This window comes from Candidatus Falkowbacteria bacterium, assembly GCA_013336275.1.
Taxonomy (GTDB): domain Bacteria; phylum Patescibacteriota; class Patescibacteriia; order Patescibacteriales; family GWE2-39-37; genus JAAXUA01.
On sequence record JAAXUA010000002.1, the window covers coordinates 88,544 to 105,274 of the forward strand.

General features: G+C 50.3%; 19 protein-coding genes and 2 tRNA genes. 20 read left to right on the plus strand and 1 reads right to left on the minus strand.

The window, feature by feature from the left end; genetic code table 11:
- Window positions 1-37: 37 nt before the first annotated feature.
- Entirely contained in the window at window positions 38-1,189 is a 1,152-nt protein-coding gene (locus HGA34_02040; protein ID NTW22308.1) for an amidohydrolase family protein, read from the minus strand.
- Window positions 1,190-1,463: 274 nt separating this feature from the next.
- Here HGA34_02040 and HGA34_02045 point away from each other — a divergent pair, with 274 nt between their 5' ends.
- From HGA34_02045 to recG, 20 genes are all read left to right on the plus strand, one after another.
- Window positions 1,464-2,468 (plus strand): cation diffusion facilitator family transporter, encoded by a 1,005-nt coding sequence (locus tag HGA34_02045; protein NTW22309.1) that lies wholly within the window; start codon window positions 1,464-1,466, stop codon window positions 2,466-2,468.
- Between the two features lie 9 nt (window positions 2,469-2,477).
- Window positions 2,478-2,999 carry a disulfide bond formation protein B gene (locus tag HGA34_02050; GenBank protein NTW22310.1) on the plus strand — a complete coding sequence of 174 codons (522 nt, stop codon included), beginning with the start codon at window positions 2,478-2,480 and terminating at the stop codon, window positions 2,997-2,999.
- A gap of 87 nt (window positions 3,000-3,086) precedes the next feature.
- Window positions 3,087-4,850, plus strand: a complete 1,764-nt coding sequence (locus HGA34_02055; protein NTW22311.1) for a 2-oxoacid:acceptor oxidoreductase subunit alpha — start codon at window positions 3,087-3,089, stop codon at window positions 4,848-4,850.
- Window positions 4,851-4,854: 4 nt separating this feature from the next.
- Window positions 4,855-5,709 (plus strand): 2-oxoacid:ferredoxin oxidoreductase subunit beta, encoded by an 855-nt coding sequence (locus HGA34_02060; GenBank protein ID NTW22312.1) that lies wholly within the window; start codon window positions 4,855-4,857, stop codon window positions 5,707-5,709.
- A gap of 43 nt (window positions 5,710-5,752) precedes the next feature.
- Window positions 5,753-6,337 carry a rubrerythrin family protein gene (locus tag HGA34_02065; protein NTW22313.1) on the plus strand — a complete coding sequence of 195 codons (585 nt, stop codon included), beginning with the start codon at window positions 5,753-5,755 and terminating at the stop codon, window positions 6,335-6,337.
- Between the two features lie 18 nt (window positions 6,338-6,355).
- The gene (locus HGA34_02070) at window positions 6,356-6,475 is read left to right on the plus strand and encodes a desulfoferrodoxin FeS4 iron-binding domain-containing protein (GenBank protein NTW22314.1); all 120 of its coding nucleotides are present in this window, start codon (window positions 6,356-6,358) and stop codon (window positions 6,473-6,475) included.
- A gap of 61 nt (window positions 6,476-6,536) precedes the next feature.
- Window positions 6,537-6,623, plus strand: a tRNA-Ser gene (locus tag HGA34_02075).
- Window positions 6,624-6,722: 99 nt separating this feature from the next.
- Entirely contained in the window at window positions 6,723-7,295 is a 573-nt protein-coding gene (locus HGA34_02080) for an RNA polymerase sigma factor (GenBank protein NTW22315.1), read from the plus strand.
- A gap of 5 nt (window positions 7,296-7,300) precedes the next feature.
- A complete protein-coding gene (locus tag HGA34_02085) occupies window positions 7,301-8,026 on the plus strand; it encodes a hypothetical protein (GenBank protein NTW22316.1) in 726 nt (241 codons plus the stop codon).
- A 75-nt stretch (window positions 8,027-8,101) separates the two neighbouring features.
- The gene (locus tag HGA34_02090) at window positions 8,102-8,485 is read left to right on the plus strand and encodes a hypothetical protein (GenBank protein ID NTW22317.1); all 384 of its coding nucleotides are present in this window, start codon (window positions 8,102-8,104) and stop codon (window positions 8,483-8,485) included.
- Between the two features lie 110 nt (window positions 8,486-8,595).
- Window positions 8,596-9,729, plus strand: coding sequence for a 4Fe-4S binding protein (locus HGA34_02095; protein ID NTW22318.1), 1,134 nt, complete (start codon window positions 8,596-8,598; stop codon window positions 9,727-9,729).
- A 77-nt stretch (window positions 9,730-9,806) separates the two neighbouring features.
- Window positions 9,807-10,070 (plus strand): winged helix-turn-helix transcriptional regulator, encoded by a 264-nt coding sequence (locus HGA34_02100; protein ID NTW22319.1) that lies wholly within the window; start codon window positions 9,807-9,809, stop codon window positions 10,068-10,070.
- A 27-nt stretch (window positions 10,071-10,097) separates the two neighbouring features.
- A complete protein-coding gene (locus tag HGA34_02105; GenBank protein NTW22320.1) occupies window positions 10,098-10,997 on the plus strand; it encodes a DUF2892 domain-containing protein in 900 nt (299 codons plus the stop codon).
- Between the two features lie 27 nt (window positions 10,998-11,024).
- Window positions 11,025-11,945 carry an FAD-dependent oxidoreductase gene (locus HGA34_02110; protein ID NTW22321.1) on the plus strand — a complete coding sequence of 307 codons (921 nt, stop codon included), beginning with the start codon at window positions 11,025-11,027 and terminating at the stop codon, window positions 11,943-11,945.
- 2 nt (window positions 11,946-11,947) lie between these two features.
- Window positions 11,948-12,994 carry an arsenic resistance protein gene (locus tag HGA34_02115; GenBank protein NTW22322.1) on the plus strand — a complete coding sequence of 349 codons (1,047 nt, stop codon included), beginning with the start codon at window positions 11,948-11,950 and terminating at the stop codon, window positions 12,992-12,994.
- A gap of 11 nt (window positions 12,995-13,005) precedes the next feature.
- Window positions 13,006-13,335, plus strand: coding sequence for a thioredoxin (gene trxA, locus HGA34_02120; protein ID NTW22323.1), 330 nt, complete (start codon window positions 13,006-13,008; stop codon window positions 13,333-13,335).
- 15 nt (window positions 13,336-13,350) lie between these two features.
- The gene (locus HGA34_02125; protein NTW22324.1) at window positions 13,351-13,713 is read left to right on the plus strand and encodes a rhodanese-like domain-containing protein; all 363 of its coding nucleotides are present in this window, start codon (window positions 13,351-13,353) and stop codon (window positions 13,711-13,713) included.
- Window positions 13,714-13,783: 70 nt separating this feature from the next.
- Complete coding sequence (locus tag HGA34_02130) at window positions 13,784-14,281, plus strand: hypothetical protein (protein ID NTW22325.1); 498 nt, start codon at window positions 13,784-13,786, stop codon at window positions 14,279-14,281.
- Window positions 14,282-14,356: 75 nt separating this feature from the next.
- Window positions 14,357-14,428, plus strand: a tRNA-Arg gene (locus HGA34_02135).
- A 185-nt stretch (window positions 14,429-14,613) separates the two neighbouring features.
- Window positions 14,614-16,713 carry an ATP-dependent DNA helicase RecG gene (gene recG / locus HGA34_02140; GenBank protein ID NTW22326.1) on the plus strand — a complete coding sequence of 700 codons (2,100 nt, stop codon included), beginning with the start codon at window positions 14,614-14,616 and terminating at the stop codon, window positions 16,711-16,713.
- Window positions 16,714-16,731: the final 18 nt, after the last annotated feature.

Genomic DNA, 16,731 nt, shown 5'->3' on the forward strand with positions numbered 1-16,731 from the left:
GACTTGTGTCGCGGCTTTTGGTTTTAATTGAGGTGAATCAGCCGATGTCTATCCGTGGGAAATCGGGGCGGTATTCGCGGAAGACCTTGCTGTCCTCATAAAGAGCTCGGGAGATGCTGGCCCGATCCATGTCATTGGGGGTTTCGCCGCAAGCGATTTTGACCCAGAGCTTGGTCAGGTAATATCTGAGGGAGTCTGACAGGTAGCCGATTTCATTGAGCATGTTGTTCGACCCGCTGGGGATGAAGATATCGGCAATGTTGTCGGTGCCGAGGCGGACCGGAATCTCCCACTTGATCATCTCGAGCAAACGGGCAATGCTGTTGTGCAGCGGACCTTCGATCGGCCTGATCTGGCGCATCGACAGAGCCGCTCGGGGGCAGCAGATAATGCCGATATTGTAGCGTTTGAGGTTGTCCAGCAGCTTCTTGAAGCGGTACTCGTCATAACATGACGGGGAGATGGCATGGACAGCCCAGACGCCGGGCTCGGTCGAATCTTTTATCTTCGGGCTGCCGAGCCATCTGACCGCCTCGACCAAGGTTTCGGTGCCGTTTTCCGAGGGGTTGTTGGCCTGATCGACATGGATGTGGACTTCCTTTCCCAGTTCGATGCCCAATTTCAGTACCAGCTTGAGATGCTCGTCGTAGCCGATTTTATTCGGGGCGTCATCTTTTTCCGGTAAGCTGCCCAGTACGTCGGAAACCTGAGCAGCGGATTTGAAGAAATCCCAACGCTCGGATTTTTCCTGCTTGAAGCCGAAGATAGGTTGCGGGCCAATCTTGAAATCGATCTGACCCTTGTACTTCTTCTTGAGGGCTAAGGCCGTATCGATAGCGACCATGCCGATATCCGGGGTGGCGTCGATCAATGACACGACTTCCTTCGTGCCGTTGGCAATCATTTGCAGCAGCTGCTTCTCCATCCGCTCCTTCAGGCTTTCCTTGGTGTAGGCCAACCCTTTGTGCAGTTCGCCGGTCAGGTTCTGCTTGACTGACAGGGGTAGGGTAGCGGCCTCAAGCGGATCGATGCCGGCATGGACCCAGAAGTTGGCTCCAAGGGTGTCGGCTCGGTCCAGGTGGGTGTGGGCGTTGATCCAGCCGCCGTGCCGCCGTGCTAAATCGATCAGGATCTGTTCATAGCTGGACGGTTCAAAGACATACGCTGGTTTTTCAAGGATTTTTTTCATCGGCGTTCTCCTTTCTCTGGTTTTAAAGGACAAAAAAATATCCCGATTCACGGGATATCAGTGAACGGTCGGATTTTTAAAAAAACGCCAAAGCAGTTGGCGTTTTTTCCTGATTGTGTAAGTCATGGTAATCATTACCGGTATTTTATCATAAATAGTCGGCCAGTCAATATGTTTGCCCTAATTTATGCGGTCATAATTTGAACATTTGTACTATATTAAAAAAAGGACTAATATTAGTACTGTAAAGAATAAGTTATGAATAATAATAAATATGAGAAAGCATAACCATGCTTCTGGCTTTTTTTCGGTTTCTTTAGCTATTTTAGGCAATGCTTCAATTACGGTTATTAAATTCGTCGGGTTTTTGGTTTCAGGCTCCAGCGCCTTATTTTCCGAGTCGGTCCATAGCTTTGCTGATACCATGAACCAGTCCTTGCTGATGGTCGGCATCAAACGCTCTATCAAGAAAGCCGATTCCGAGCACACCTACGGTTACGGCCAAGAGCGATTTTTGTGGGCGTTGATTTCGGCTTGTGGCATCTTTTTCTTGGGCGCTGGCGTAACCGCAGTCAATGGAATAAACTCGATGCAGCATCCGGAATCGATCACTATCGGACCCCTGGTTTTTGCCATATTGGCGGTGTCGTTCATCGTGGAGTCCGTGACTTTCATTGTCGCCGTACGCGAGCTCAAGTCTTCCGACCCGGAGGCAAGCTTCGGTGAGCTGCTCAAGGACGGCGACCCGACCACCATCGCGGTGATTTACGAAGATGGTGTCGCCTTGATCGGCGTACTGGTCGCCTTAGCCTCTGTCACCTTGGTGAAGCTCACAGGCCAACATTATTGGGATGGCCTGGGCTCTGTCGTGATCGGGTTGATGCTGGCTGTCATAGCTGTGGTGCTGATCAGGAAAAATCGCCAGTACCTTATCCGCAAAGCCATCCCTGAAGAGGTAAAAGAGCAGATAATCCACATTCTTGAGGCCGAACCGGCGGTCGAGCGGGTCATTAATTTCAAATCATCCATTTTGGATGTCGGAGCTTATCACGTCTTGTGCGAGATCGAGTTCAATGGCGCCCATCTCCTGAAGAAGCTCCAAGGCAACCTCAAGGAAGAATTCGAGGAAATCGATGGCGACTTCGAGGAATTCAAGAAGTTCGCTGTTCGCTATATTGACCGGGTGCCCCGGATCGTTGGCAATTACATCAACGAAATCGAAGAAAAGATCCAGAGTGAGATACCGAGCATTATCCACATCGATATCGAAATAAACTAAACAGGCAACATGGTGATCAAATTTTTAGCTACGCTAGTTATAGCCGCCCAAGCGGTATCGGCGATAATTCTGGTTTCATTGGTTTTCCGGGGCAAGTTGCCCCGCTTGCATGGCTTTCTGGCGCACCTATCCTTGCCCCTGGCCTTTGCCACGGCCTTGGTTGCGACATTGGGCAGCCTCTATTTATCGGAAATCGCCGGTTTCAAACCCTGCGACCTCTGCTGGTTCCAACGCATTTTTATGTATCCCCAGGCAATCCTGCTGGGGCTAGCCCTCCTGAGGCGGGAGATGGTTGTCATCTGCTATAGTCTACCCCTGCTTTTCATCGGCTTAGCCATTTCCTTGTATCATAATTACATCGTTTATCAGGCAGTAACTGCTACTTTCTGTTCGGCTATCGGGGAAATATCCTGCACTCAGCAATATATAGTCGAATATGGCTATGTCACGATTCCTCTGATGTCCCTGACCGCTTTTTTATTGGTAATCTTATCGCTTTTGCTTGCGAAGAGCAGACAGGCCCAAGAGTAGGCAGACAAACCGAAGGAAGTCGATAAAAACTGTTCAGAAGGGCAGTTTTTTTATATAATGAAAGAGCGTAATTAAATAAAAACATATATGCTCAAGCATCATTTTCGATTCACCTGGAAGGTTGGCGGCGAGGCCGGTTTCGGCATCAAGCTGGCTGGCTTGTCGTTCGCCAAGGCTTGCATGCGTGCCGGCTATCACACCTTCGATTATACCGAATATCCGTCACTAATCCGCGGCGGCCACAACACCTATCAGATCACCATCGCTACGGAGCCGGTTTTCAGCGCCAGCCGGGAAGTGGAAGTCCTGGTTGCCCTGAATAAGACGACGATCGACAAGCATTTCGAAGAAATGACCGAGGGATCGGCCATCATTTATGACGGCAGTGAGATCAAGCTGAATCCGGCCAAATTCAAAGCCAAAAAAATCAGCCTGGTTTCCGTGCCGCTGAAAGAGATTAGCGCCGCGACGGGCGGCGAAATCATGCGCAATGTGGTGGCCATCGGCGCCACCGCCGGACTGCTCAACTTACCACTGTCAATTTTGAACGATATCATCAAGGAACAATTCGCGGCCAAGCCCCAGGTCATAGACCAGAATATAGAGGCGTTGAAACAGGGGCAAGAATACGTCAAGAAGCATTATGGCAAGATCGATTTCAAGGTCAAACTTGAGCCCATCGCCCGTGAGAAGCGCTTGCTGATTGCTGGCAACGAGGCCATGGGCATGGGGGCCTTGGCGGCTGGAGTCAATTTTTTCGCCGCCTATCCGATGACGCCCTCGACTTCATTGATGCTGTTCTTGGCAGCCCAGGCGGTCAAGACCGGACTGGTTGTCAAACATGCCGAAGACGAGATTTCGGTCATCAATATGGCCCTGGGTGCAGCTCATGTCGGCGCTCGTGCCATGTGCGGTACATCGGGCGGAGGTTACGCCTTGATGGGCGAGGGTCTAGGCTTGTGTGCGGTCAGTGAGACGCCGTTAGTCATGGTTGATGTCCAGCGTCCCGGCCCGGCAACCGGTATGCCGACCTGGACCGACCAGGGAGACCTGCAATTTGTTCTGCACAGTGCCCAGGGTGAGTTCCCCCGCATCGTGGCCGCGCCTGGAGACATCGAAGAATGTTTCTCCATTACCGCCGAGGCCTTCAATTGGGCCGAAAAATATCAGCTGCCAGTCATTCTTTTGTCTGATAAGTTTTTGGGCGAGGGAACTGGGACGGTCAACCCATTCGATACCAGCAAGGTCAAGATAGAAAGAGGCAAGCTTTTGGCTGAAGGCAAGATCCCGAAGAATTATAAGCGCTATAAGGTTACTGATGACGGCATCTCACCGCGTACTCTGCCAGGTATGAAGGACGGCATTTATTGGGCTGATAGCTATGAACACACCGAGCAAGGTTTTTCGAGCGAGACGATCGAAGACCGCATCGCTCAGGTGGATAAGCGCGCACGCAAACTGGTGACCGCCGCCAAGGACTTGGACGGCGCCAACTGGTACGGTTCGCCTAAGGCCAGAATCACTCTGGTGGCTTGGGGCTCGACCAAGGGTCCGATTTTGGACGCCATCAAACTGTTGCCGGCAGACAAGCAGAAGCAGATCGCCTTGCTGCATCTGAACATCATCTGGCCTTTCCCGAACAAGAAAGTGACTGAGGCCATCAAGCCGGTCACGGGTCTTTTGGCTAAGCCTAAGAAGGTGGTTTTGATCGAGAACAATTCCCAGGCCCAGCTCGGGCAGATCATCCGCCAGGAAACCGGTATCGAAATCAAGGACAAGATTCTCAAGTATGACGGCCGGCCATTTTTCCCGGAGGAGCTGGCGGAAAAGATTAATAAATTAATGAAATAAACATATGGCCATTGAACAGTTCAACACCATCAATCCGCCGACCTGGTGTCCCGGCTGCGGCAATTACAGCATCTGGAACGAGATCAAGCGCGCCCTGGATGAGCTGAAGATCCCGCCACACAAGACGCTGATCGTTTACGGCATCGGCTGCGCTGGCAATATGTATAACACAGTCAATACTTATGCTTGGCATTCGCTGCACGGCCGCGCCTTGCCGACCGCCGTTGGGGCCAAACTAGCTAACAAGGATTTGACCGTTATCGTGGTTGCTGGCGACGGCGACGGCTTAGGTGAGGGCATGGGTCATTTCATCCACACCTTGCGCGGCAATGTGGATATCACCTACCTTATCCATGAGAATAAGGTCTATGGCCTGACTACCGGCCAATCGGCTCCGACCTCGGACAAGGGGTTTGTAACCAAATCCACCCCCGAAGGCCTCATCGAAGTGCCGACCAATCCGGTCAGCCTGGCGATGACGGCTGGCGGCGGTTTCGTGGCTCGCGGTTATGCCGGACGGCCGCAACAGCTTAAGGACCTGATCAAATTGGGCATCCAGCACAAGGGCTTTTCGTTTGTTGACATTTTGCAGCCCTGTGTTACATTCAATAAGATCAATACGTATCAGTATTATAATGAAAGGGTATATGATTTGGCTGAGGCCAAGCACGACTCATCCGATTTCAATGCCGCCTTCATCAAGGCGCGCGAGTGGGGAGAAAAGATTCCGTTGGGCCTGGTTTATCAGGATACTCGAGAGGCCTATGAAGACGATCTGCCTCAGGAAAAGGGCAAGGCGATCGCGACTAGACCTATCGTTACGCGCAATCTGGAGCCTTTATATAAAGATTTTATGTAATCGGTCCGAGGCGGTTTACGAGCCGTTAAGGACATAAAACCGTATGATGAAAACACTAGAAAATTTAGCTAAGGCTTTCGTCGGAGAGAGCCAGGCCCGCAACCGTTATACCATGTATAGCAAAGTGGCCAAAAAGGAAGGATACGAACAGATGTCAGCGATTTTTTTAGAGACTGCTGACCAGGAGCGCGAGCATGCCGCCCAGCTGTTCAAGATGATCAGCGCATTGCAGGCCGAGGCCGGCGAGGCAAACAAAGAAATCAGCATCCCAGCCGGAGTGCCAACCGTTTATGCCACCACCAAGGAAAATCTGGCCGCAGCCATCGGCGGTGAGAATTATGAGCACACCATCATGTATCCGGAATTTGCTGAGGTTGCCAAAGAAGAGGGCTTGCCCCAGGTAGCTGCTCGCCTGCGTTCGATTGCTAAGGCCGAGGAACACCACGAAGAGCGGTACATGAAGCTGTTGAAGGAGATTGAATCTGGCACGGTCTTTGAGAAAGATACTGAGGTTTGGTGGTATTGCCGTGAGTGCGGCTACATGCACTTCGGCAAGCGCCCACCGGAAAAGTGTCCGTCCTGCGATCATGAGAAGGCCTATTATCAGGTCAAATGTGAGCAGTATTAATTTAATATTAGTAAAAATATGGTACAAGTAGATCAGATTTATAAGTGTAATGTCTGTGGAAATGGCGTCAAAGTAGTTGATGCCGGCGGTGGCGAGTTAGTCTGCTGCGGTCAGCCCATGGTCTTGCAAGAAGAGTAAAAATAGGTTATATTACCACAATACTAAGAAACACAAGGCCTAATCACCTTGTGTTTCTCTAGGAGGGATGTCTGAGCGGTTTAAGGAGACAGTCTTGAAAACTGTTGGCTCTTCACGGGGCCCGTGAGTTCGAATCTCACTCCCTCCGCACTTAAAACACCAGCTTATAGCCGGTGTTTTATTATATGATTGCTAATTTGAAAGAAATGATGATTGCATAGCGTAATAGTAATGCTACACTTTAATTATGGTTACGGAAACAGACTGTCAAAAATATAATGACGAGGAATTGGTCGGATTGGTGTTGGAAGGCCCTGACTATTACGCTTGTCTGGTCAATCGTTATTCTGAGGCTTTGCGGCGTTACGTGATTCGGCTTGGTGCTAGCATCGCTGATTCTGATGATATCTTGCAAGAGGTCTTTTTGAGCGCTTATCTGCATCTGAATGATTTTGACAAAAATCTGAAGTTTTCAAGCTGGATTTATCGTATCGCCCACAATCAGGCAATTACGGCTTTTCGCAAATCGAACGTCAGGCCGACCGTAGAACTATCTGATCTTGAACCGTGGCAGGAGATGGTGCGCGACAGCTGCCCAGGAAAAAAATTCGATCAAGATCTTCTTGCGAGCAGGATCAAGGCCATGTTAGAGCAGCTCGAGCCTAAATATCGCGAAGTTCTGGTATTGAAATACTTCGAAGACAAGGATTATTCCGAGATGTCCGACATCCTGAAAAAACCGATGGGTACGATTGCCACCTTGGTCAATCGGGCAAAAAAGCAATTGGCTAAAATTGCAGAGGGGGAATTATTAAAATGAATAATATGAGCACGATTTCCGATAAAGTATTAGACAAAATCAAAAAAGAGCACATAATGCCGCGCCCACGTTGGCAGTTCTGGCTGCGCGACGGCGGACGGTGGGCGGGCTTCATCATGCTTTCGCTGCTGGCGGCTTTCGCCCTCGGTCTGTTATGGTATTTCTGGTCTGACGGCCCTTGGTTGCACGGTGGGCGCTCCATGGGCCTGTTTTTCTCTCCGATGCCTCTGGTTTTTCTTGGCTTGATCGCTTTGGGCTGGGTGTTGGCCTTGGTTGATTTCAGCAGCACCGGCCGAGGTTATCGCTACCCGCTTATTAAAATCGGAGTGGCGCTCCTGCTTCTGGCAGTGATTTCGGGCTGGGCTCTGAATTTCTTCGGTGTCAGCCAGCGCATGGACCGAGCTTTCAGCAGTTCGCCCTTGTATCAGGATCGGGAGTCCTATATGAAAAGCGTCTGGCAGCGGCCAAGCGAGGGTTTGTTGGCGGGAGAAATATCGAGTGTTGGCGCTGACGGCCGTTTTACCTTCCGCGATTTCGACGGCCACGATTGGCTGGTCGACGGCTCGCGGGCGATTTGGCGGCATGGTTTGGCGCCAGCGGCCGGTGTCAAAGTGAAGCTGATCGGCACGCCCAAGGGGGATGGCTTCACGGCCGATGATGTTCGTCCCTGGATGGGGCCTGGCAGCTGCGGGATGATGCAGAATGGCGGTTCTTGCGGGATGATGAGATAGTGAAAGAAAAATGAGATAGGGTGCGTAGTAAGAGTGAAAGGTTTAGCTTTCACTCTTATTTATTAAAGAAAGAATATGAAAAAGACGTATCTTTTGGCCGGCCTGGGCGTCGGTCTGGCTCTGACGGCCGCTTCGGCCGCCTATGCCGCAAGCGGCAGCTATGAGGCTTGGCGGAATGCCATGGGTACCCGCGCCGGCCGGGCCACTACCGTGGTGAACGAGCAGAATTTCGACAAGTTCACCGAGATGCATCGGCTGATGGCCGAAGGCAAGTATGATGAGGCGCAAAAAGTCCGTACCGATCTCGGCTTAGGTAGTGGCAACCAGGGCAGGGGCTGCGGCATGAATAACAGCGCCGGCCGCCAAGGCGGTTGCGGGATGCGCGGCGCCGGTACAGGCTTCGTGGATGCCAATAATAACGGCATCTGCGATCGTGCCGAGCAGAATAACGCGCAGTAAATAATGACCAACAGTTCCTCGCCCGGCTTGCTCGGGCGGGGAACTGTTCGAATGATCCGAAAACCGCTCAAGCGGTTTTTAGCCCAGGATCTCGAAATTATCAAAATATTATGAAAAAAAATAATCTCTTTCGGCGAACCGTCCAAATCGCCGTTTTTTCCTTGCTGATCTTCTTGTCGTTGAGCCATATCAAATATGGCATCGAAAAAGCCGCTTCGATTGACGCCTACTGCCCTTACGGCGCCGTGGAGAGTTTTTTAACCAAGGTTTCCTCCGGCAATTATCTGAATCGTATCTGGACCAGCTCATTTATCCTTATGGCCATAACCATCCTGGTCACGCTGTTTTTCGGGCGGGTTTTCTGTTCCTATCTCTGTCCGCTGGGGGCGCTCCAGGAGTGGCTCAGGGGGCTAGGCAGAAAAATGGGCATCAAGAAAGATGTGGAGCTGCCGGCAAAGGTTGATAAATATGCCAGATATCTGAAATACCTGGTTCTGGTTTTCGTAGCTTATTATTCTTACCGGGTAGGTGATCTTTTTTTCCGGAATTATGACCCTTATAACGCCTTGATGCATTTTGGCAATGAGTTCGAAGAAAAGATGTTCGCTTACGGCATTTTGGGCGTCGTGGCCATTTCGTCTGTTTTCTCGAAGAGCTGGTGGTGCCGCTATCTTTGCCCGATGGGCGCATTTTTGGGCATGATAAAAAAAATCAGCCCTTTCAAAATCGTACGGGACAAGGCCACCTGCGTGTCTTGCGGTCTGTGCGACAAGACCTGTCCAGCGAACTTGGACATCAAGGATGCCGACATCACTGACTCGGCCGATTGCATCAGCTGCCTGAACTGCGTGAATGGCTGCCCCGAAAGCAGCTTGAGCGCTAAAGTCTTCGGCAGGGCGGTGACGCCTAAGAAGTTCGCGATTATAGCCGTAGCAGCATTTTTTATCCCGCTGGGCGCTGCGGTCATGACCCCGTTGTGGCAGAGCAAGGCCCCGTCAAATATCGTCGATTCCCAGGGGCAGGTCGATGTCGCTAACATCCGCGGGAGTAATTCGCTGAAAAAGGTGATCGAAGAGACTGGTGTGCCGCTCGAGGTTTTTGTCAGGGAATTGAATCTGCCTGCGAATGTCGACACCTCGCTTTTGCTTAAAGAAATAGGATTGAAATACGACCTCAAGAACTCAGAGGGTGCTGCGCTGGAAACTGAGGATTTCCGCGAAGTCATCCGCAAATCCAGCAAATAATGATCGATAGTCGGCGGCTATTGACAAGAAATGCATCGTAGCCTACTATATCAATATAAATTGATATAGTAGGCAGTATGGACCAAAGTCTTCTGCAATTCATCAAAGCGATCGGTGAGCCGACCAGACTCCGTATCTTGAGGCACTTGAAAAACGAGTGCTGCGTAGGGGAAATTTGGAAAAAGCTGGATTTATCGCAAAACCTCGCCTCGCATCATCTGCGGGTGCTTAAGGATGCCGACCTAATCTCTGCTGAGAAGCGAGGCTTGAAGGTCGTTTACCGCCTCAATGAGCGGGAACTGGCCAGGGGCTTAAAGCGCTTGGGGAGCTATCTTGAATAACTCACATATAAATTAAAGAGTAAAATTATGTTAAAACAAAACGAAAATCTGACTGACAGGCTTTTGAGGGGGGTATTGGCCGAGGCTTTATTTGTTGTCGGCTATTTTTGGCTTGCAGGGGCGTGGCAAGCAGTCGCCTACGTCCTGGGTGCAGCCATGCTGATTACCTCCGTTACCGGTTTTTGCAGCTTGTACTTAGTCATGGGAGTGGACACTAAAAAGTCATTTGCGGCACCAAGAAAATATTTTATCACCGGATTGGTGGCAGTTTTGGTCGTGTTGCCCTTGGCGGGAAGCTACGCAAGCAGCTTTTTCAGCAAAAAGTTCTTTTTAGAGGACTTCAATTACATGAATAATTATTACAAACAGGCACTGTTTAATACTGGTCAGGAAAAGCGTCAGGAATCGATAGACAACTATAGCCAGCTCGTAAGCGCTTACGCTGAGTTCAAGGACAAATATGGAAAATTCAGACCGGTTTCATTGCGCAGAGACAAGGAGCTGACCAGCGACCTGATTAAGGTCGATAATCTGATCAAGGATGTCGAAACAGAGGTGCGGAGCGGCGATTTGAAAGTGGCGCACACTAAGCTAGAGGAAGTTCGCCCTCTCTGGCAGGATATCTTCAAGCGCAATGGCTATTCAATGCTGGCCGTCGCTTTGGTCGATTTCCACGATTCCATGGAAAAGATGCTGGACCCAGCAAGTGCCGGCAATGCGCAAGGAGTCCAGGACGCTTACGCTGACGCCGATTCGAAGCTGAAAGCGGTCGAAGAGGAGGCGAGTGATGATGAGATCAAGGCCATCAGGAAAAATTTGGATCAGTTGCTCGAACTTGCCAAGGGACAGGCAAATAAAGATGAGCTGGCAAAGCAAGTAGCAGAACTCAAATCAAGCTTCGTCAAGGTATATCTGAAAAGGGGGTGAAATATTAGTAACTAAAATATCGGAAATATGTACGACATCGCAATCATCGGTGCCGGTCCTGCCGGCTTGAACGCCTCGATCTATGCCGCGCGATACGGCCTGAAGTCGGTCGTCGTCGGCGCAGTGACCGGCGGACTGGCCGGTACGACCCACGAAATCGGCAATTGGCTGGGGGTGAAAAAGATTACCGGTTTCGAACTTGTGCAGAATATGCTTGACCACGCCAAAAGCTATGAGACGCCGATCATCGAAAGGATGGTCGAAGACATTAAGGCCGTTGACGGGGGATTCAGTTTGGCGATCGCCGGTTCAGAACCGATCGAAGCCAAGGCGGTCATTCTGGCAACCGGCACTAGCCACCGGCATCTCGGGTTGCCGGATGAGGCCAAGTATATCGGCAAAGGCCTGTCTTATTGCGCGACTTGCGACGGCTTCTTTTATAAAAATAAGGTTGTGGCAGTTGTCGGCGGCAACGATGCCGCAGCCATGGCTGCCACCTATCTGGGAGATATTGCAGCAAAAGTCTACTTGGTCTACCGCAAGGAACCGTTGCGCGCTGAACATTTCTGGCAGACAGCCATCGCCAATAATCCAAAAATTGAGATCATTTATAATACTAATTTGACCGAGATAGTCGGAACAGAAAAAGTTAGCGGAATCAAGACTCTTAATTTGGCTGGTAAAATGAAGGAACTGACAGTGGATGGCGTCTTTGTCGAGATTGGTTCCGAGCCGAATACGGAGCTGTTCAAAGAGTTGGGAGTGGAGTCTGACGAGCAGGGCTTCGTGAAGATCGGTGCCGACGGTTCGACGACAGCCAAAGGTATTTGGGCTGCCGGCGACCTGACAGATGGTTCGAACAAGTTCAGGCAGATTGTTACGGCGGCAGCTGAAGGCGCAATTGCCGCCGCCAGCATTAGTAAGTATCTTAAGCAAAACTTTAAATAGCCATGCTGGATAAAATTCTAGAGTATGTGCAGAAGAATCTGTTCTTACTGATTGTCCTTTCGATCGCGGCCGGCTTGTCGGCTGTCCGCTTGATGGGAGGCATCGCGTTTACGCCCTTGTTGTGCCTATTGGCGGCCCTGTTGATGATATACCCCTCATTGGTGCCGCTGGACTTTAAGAAAATCGGTTCGGTCCGCCAGCACAAAATGTTGGTGGCCGTTTCCTTGGCCGCTAATTTCATCATTGCGCCATTGCTGGCGGTGGTTGTCGGCCGGATATTTTTGGCTGATGAGCCGGCTTTGTGGCTGGGCTTGATTCTGCTTTCTGTCTTGCCCGGTGGCGGTATGGTGACGATCTGGGCCTATCGGTCGAAAGCGGATATAGCGCTGACAGTGAATATCGTGACCGCCAACCTGCTGGCCGCCATAATCTTGTCCCCTTTCTATCTTTCCGCGGCCATGAATAAGCTGGCGACGATGGCTGTGAATCAGCCGGCTGGCAGCTGCACGGTGTCCGAAGCTACCGGAGGCATATTTGATTGCGCTTTCGGCGGAGCGGGTTCGATAAGTCCGGCAAAGATAGCGTTGCCGATCATCTTTATCGTTGCTATACCACTGTTGTTGGCGTATCTTACGCAGAAGCATTATCTGAAAGCCGGACGAGAAAGATTCGAGACGATCAAGGCCAGGTACGCATCTTTCAGCAATCTTGGCTTGTTGCTGGTCTTGTTCCTGTTGATGTCCATCAAGCAGAATCAAATCATCTTTTCGCGTCCTGATCTGATTCCGAAAGCTCTGCTGGCTCTACTGGCTTTCTATGGCGCGAGCTTGCTCTTGTCTTGGCGCTTGGGAAAAGTTGTCGGGGGCGAGAGGGGCAGGTCGTTGGTCTGGGGGACTTATTTGCGTTACATCACCTTGGCGCTCGGTTTGGCAATTTCCATCGTTTATCAGGACCCGACTTATAGTCTGACGCTTATTGTCGCGGTGATGGCATACTTGGTGCAGATACCGAGCTCGTTCTGGTTAGCTAATAAATTAAATAATAAATAATAATAAAACTTATGAGCAACGTAATTACTCTTACAAATGAAAATTGGGATAAGGAAGTGATGCAGACAGAAGTGCCTGTTTTGGTTGATTTTTGGGCCCCTTGGTGTGGTCCTTGTCGCATGATGGCGCCAGTCTTGGATGACCTGTCTTTTGATTTAAAAGGCAAGCTGAAGATTGCCAAGCTGGATGTTGATAACCCGGTCCATCAGGCAATTGCCGTAAAATATCAGATTCAGTCTATTCCAGCCCTAAAGCTGTTTAAATCAGGTAAGGTCATCAGTGACTATATCGGTTATCGAGACAAAGAAACCCTTACAAAGGAGTTGGCGGCAGAATTATAAATTAATTTATTTGAAATGGTAAAAGAATTGAGCCCAAACGAGGCGAAGTCCGAGTTGGAGAAGGGAGCGTTGCTGGTCGATGTTCGTGAAGCCTATGAAGTCGATCAGTTCGCCTGCGACGTTCCGGAGACACTGGTGCTGCCCTTATCTGAACTGCAGCAGCGTTATCAAGAGTTGCCCAAAGACCGCGAGCTGGTTATCGCTTGCGCTGGCGGCGGCAGAAGCCTGTATGCGGCCACGTTCCTGGTTGGCAAAGGATACAATAAGGTAGCCAACTTGGATGGGGGCGTCTTTACATGGAATTCTTTGGGCTTGCCAGTCAAGAAGGGCGGTGGCGGGGATGAAAAAAGCGTCAGCAGCTGCAAATTGTGGCGTTAACCCAGGCGGGCGTTATTTAATGTCCAGTTTTTAGCTTTACTCAATCCGAAATTTTTGGCATAATATAGATATGAAAGAACAGATTGAACAGGATTTTGGTGTAGCCGAAATGACTTGGCGCGTGCCAGAATACGAAAAGCATGAACGCGATCGCCGCTGGTATATCTTAGCCGGCGTGGTTGTTGTTTTATTGGTTGTTTACGCTTTTTGGACTGATAATTTCCTATTTATGGGCATAATCCTTCTGGGTTCGTTTATTCTGGTTTTAAATGAGACCCAAGAGGCGCCGCAGGTGGAAATTTCCCTAACAGATGAGGGGGTGGTTGTTGGCCGCAAGTTTTACGACTATGATCAACTGAATAATTTCGGTATCGTATATAAACCTAATATAGGTGCCAAGAATCTTTATTTCGAGTTTAAGTCGCCAATGAAACAGCGATTATCGATTCCCCTAATGGAGCAGGATCCTTTAGCCGTCAGAAAGGAGTTACTTAAGTATCTGCCAGAAGACCTGGATCGGACCAACCGCCCGTTATCTGAAAATCTGTCACGCTTGCTAAAACTGTAGTTTTGTGTTACTATGCATGAGTTGAGTCGATTTTGACCGACTTTATTTTATTTTTAGCCAATATTTGGCAATTTTGCACTCGTCGTTCAACGGATAGGACACAAGCTTGCGGAGCTTGTAATCTAGGTTCGATTCCTAGCGAGTGCACAAAAAGAAGAATCCCCGAATGGGGATTTTTCTTTTTGTGGGATTGTTAGATGCGAAAAGCTAAGTGTCGGCGTGGGGCTTCCGCCCCTTAGACCTGCCTGCCGGCAGGCAGGTTCCTAGCGAGTGCACAGTATACAAACCCCTTGTTTTATTGAAAAACAGGGGGTTTGTGTTATGCTGTTCGTATGCTAACTCTAGGGACTTCAATCAAAGAAATGAGCCGGGTGGGGGAACTGACAGCCAAAAAGCTCAAAGGCCTTGATATCGAGACGGTCGAGGATCTTTTGCTGTATTTTCCTTTTCGTTACGACGATTATAGTCAGCCGGTCAAAATCAACCAATTAACTCCCGGCACCAATGCCTGTTTGACTGGCCAGGTCGAACTTTTGCAGAATAAGCGCAGCTTTCGGAAGCACATTTCAGTAACCGAGGCGCTGGTCAGCGATGAGACCGGCTCGGTCAAAGTCGTGTGGTTCAACCAGCCATTCATCATCAAGAACCTCAAGGAGGGAAATAAAATATCGCTGGCGGGCAAGGTTGAGGAGGATTATGCCGGGCCATTCTTGGCTAGTCCGACCTATGAGAAGTTGTCAGATGATGATAGCGCTGTGCACACCCAGGGCTTGGTGCCGAATTATCATCTGACAGCCAACCTAACACAGAAGCAATTGCGCTTCTTGATGAAGCAGGTTATCGGATTATCATCCAGGCTGAGCGATTGGTTGCCGGAATCGATCAGAAGGCAGAACAAGCTGCTGACTTTGGCCGAAGCTGTGCGACTGATACATTTTCCGCGGGATGTTAACGATATCCACTCTGCTAAGAAACGCCTGGCTTTCAATGAGCTATTTTTGATCCAGCTGGTGGCGCAGCAGAACCAGCGAGGCATTTCGAAATCCAAGGCACCATCCATCGTCTTCGACGAGGAGCTTACCAAGAAGTTCGTGGCTAATCTGCCTTTTACCTTGACCGACGCCCAACGCAAGGCGGCGTGGGCGATTTTGAAGAATCTGGAGCAAGACAGTCCGATGACTCGGTTGCTCGAGGGTGATGTCGGTAGCGGCAAAACGGTCGTCGCTGCTTTGGTTGCGCTCAATGCGGTAGCCAATGGGTGGCAGTCGGCCATCTTGGTTCCGACGGAGATTCTGGCCAAGCAGCATTTCGCTAGCATCACCAAGCTGCTCGAAAGTTTCGATATAACGGTCGGCCTGGTTACGCGGAGTGATAAGAAATTGAGCAAAGATGACGAAGAGACGGCAAGCGATGACGCGAAGAAGAAGGTTAAGAAGCTGAACGCCTCAGCCGTTGTCCAGCAGTCGGACATCATTGTCGGTACGCATGCTTTGATCCAGGAGGATGTCAGATTTGAGAAGCTTGGTTTAGTGGTGGTGGATGAGCAGCACCGTTTCGGCGTGGCTCAACGGCAGAATCTTTTGGAAAAATCAGGAATTGAAGGGTCCTCCCCGCATCTTTTGTCTATGACGGCGACACCGATTCCGCGAAGCTTGGCCTTGGCCTTATATGGCGATCTAGATATTTCGATTTTGGACGAGTTGCCAGCTGGCCGGAAACCCATCAAGACTAGGATCGTGTCCGAAGAGAAGCGCTTGTTGGCCTATAAATTTATCCGCGAACAGATCGAGGCTGGACGGCAGGTATTTGTCATTTGTCCGTTGATCGACCCCTCGGACAAGCTAGGAGTCAAATCGGTCAATGATGAGCACGAGAAACTGAATAAGCAGATTTTTCCGGACTTGGAAGTAGGGCTGCTTCACGGCAAGCTCAAAGCGGCTGAGAAGGAGCAGGTCATGTCTGACTTCGCATCCGGCAAGACCAAGATTCTGGTCTCGACATCGGTGGTGGAGGTCGGCGTGGATGTGCCGAATGCCACGGTCATGATGATCGAAGGGGCTGAGCGTTTCGGCTTAGCCCAGTTGCACCAGTTCCGTGGCCGGGTCGGTAGAAGCGACCATCAATCATATTGTTTGCTGTTTACGGAAAGCAACTCGCCAGAGACCCTGAAGCGGCTTGAGGCCCTGGAGCAGCACAATGACGGCTTTGCTCTGGCCAAGATAGATTTGGAGCTGCGCGGGCCAGGCGAGGTCTATGGCCAATTGCAGAAAGGCTTTCCAGAGCTGAAACTGGCTTCGTTGTTCGATTATGATCTGATGGAAATGGCCAAGAAAGCGGTTAGCGATCTGTTGGATCGCGACCCGGAGCTGGCCGGCAGCGAATTATTGAGAAGTGAGTCGGCGCATTGGCGCGGCAATATCCATTGGGAGTGAGAAATAAAACAATCCTGC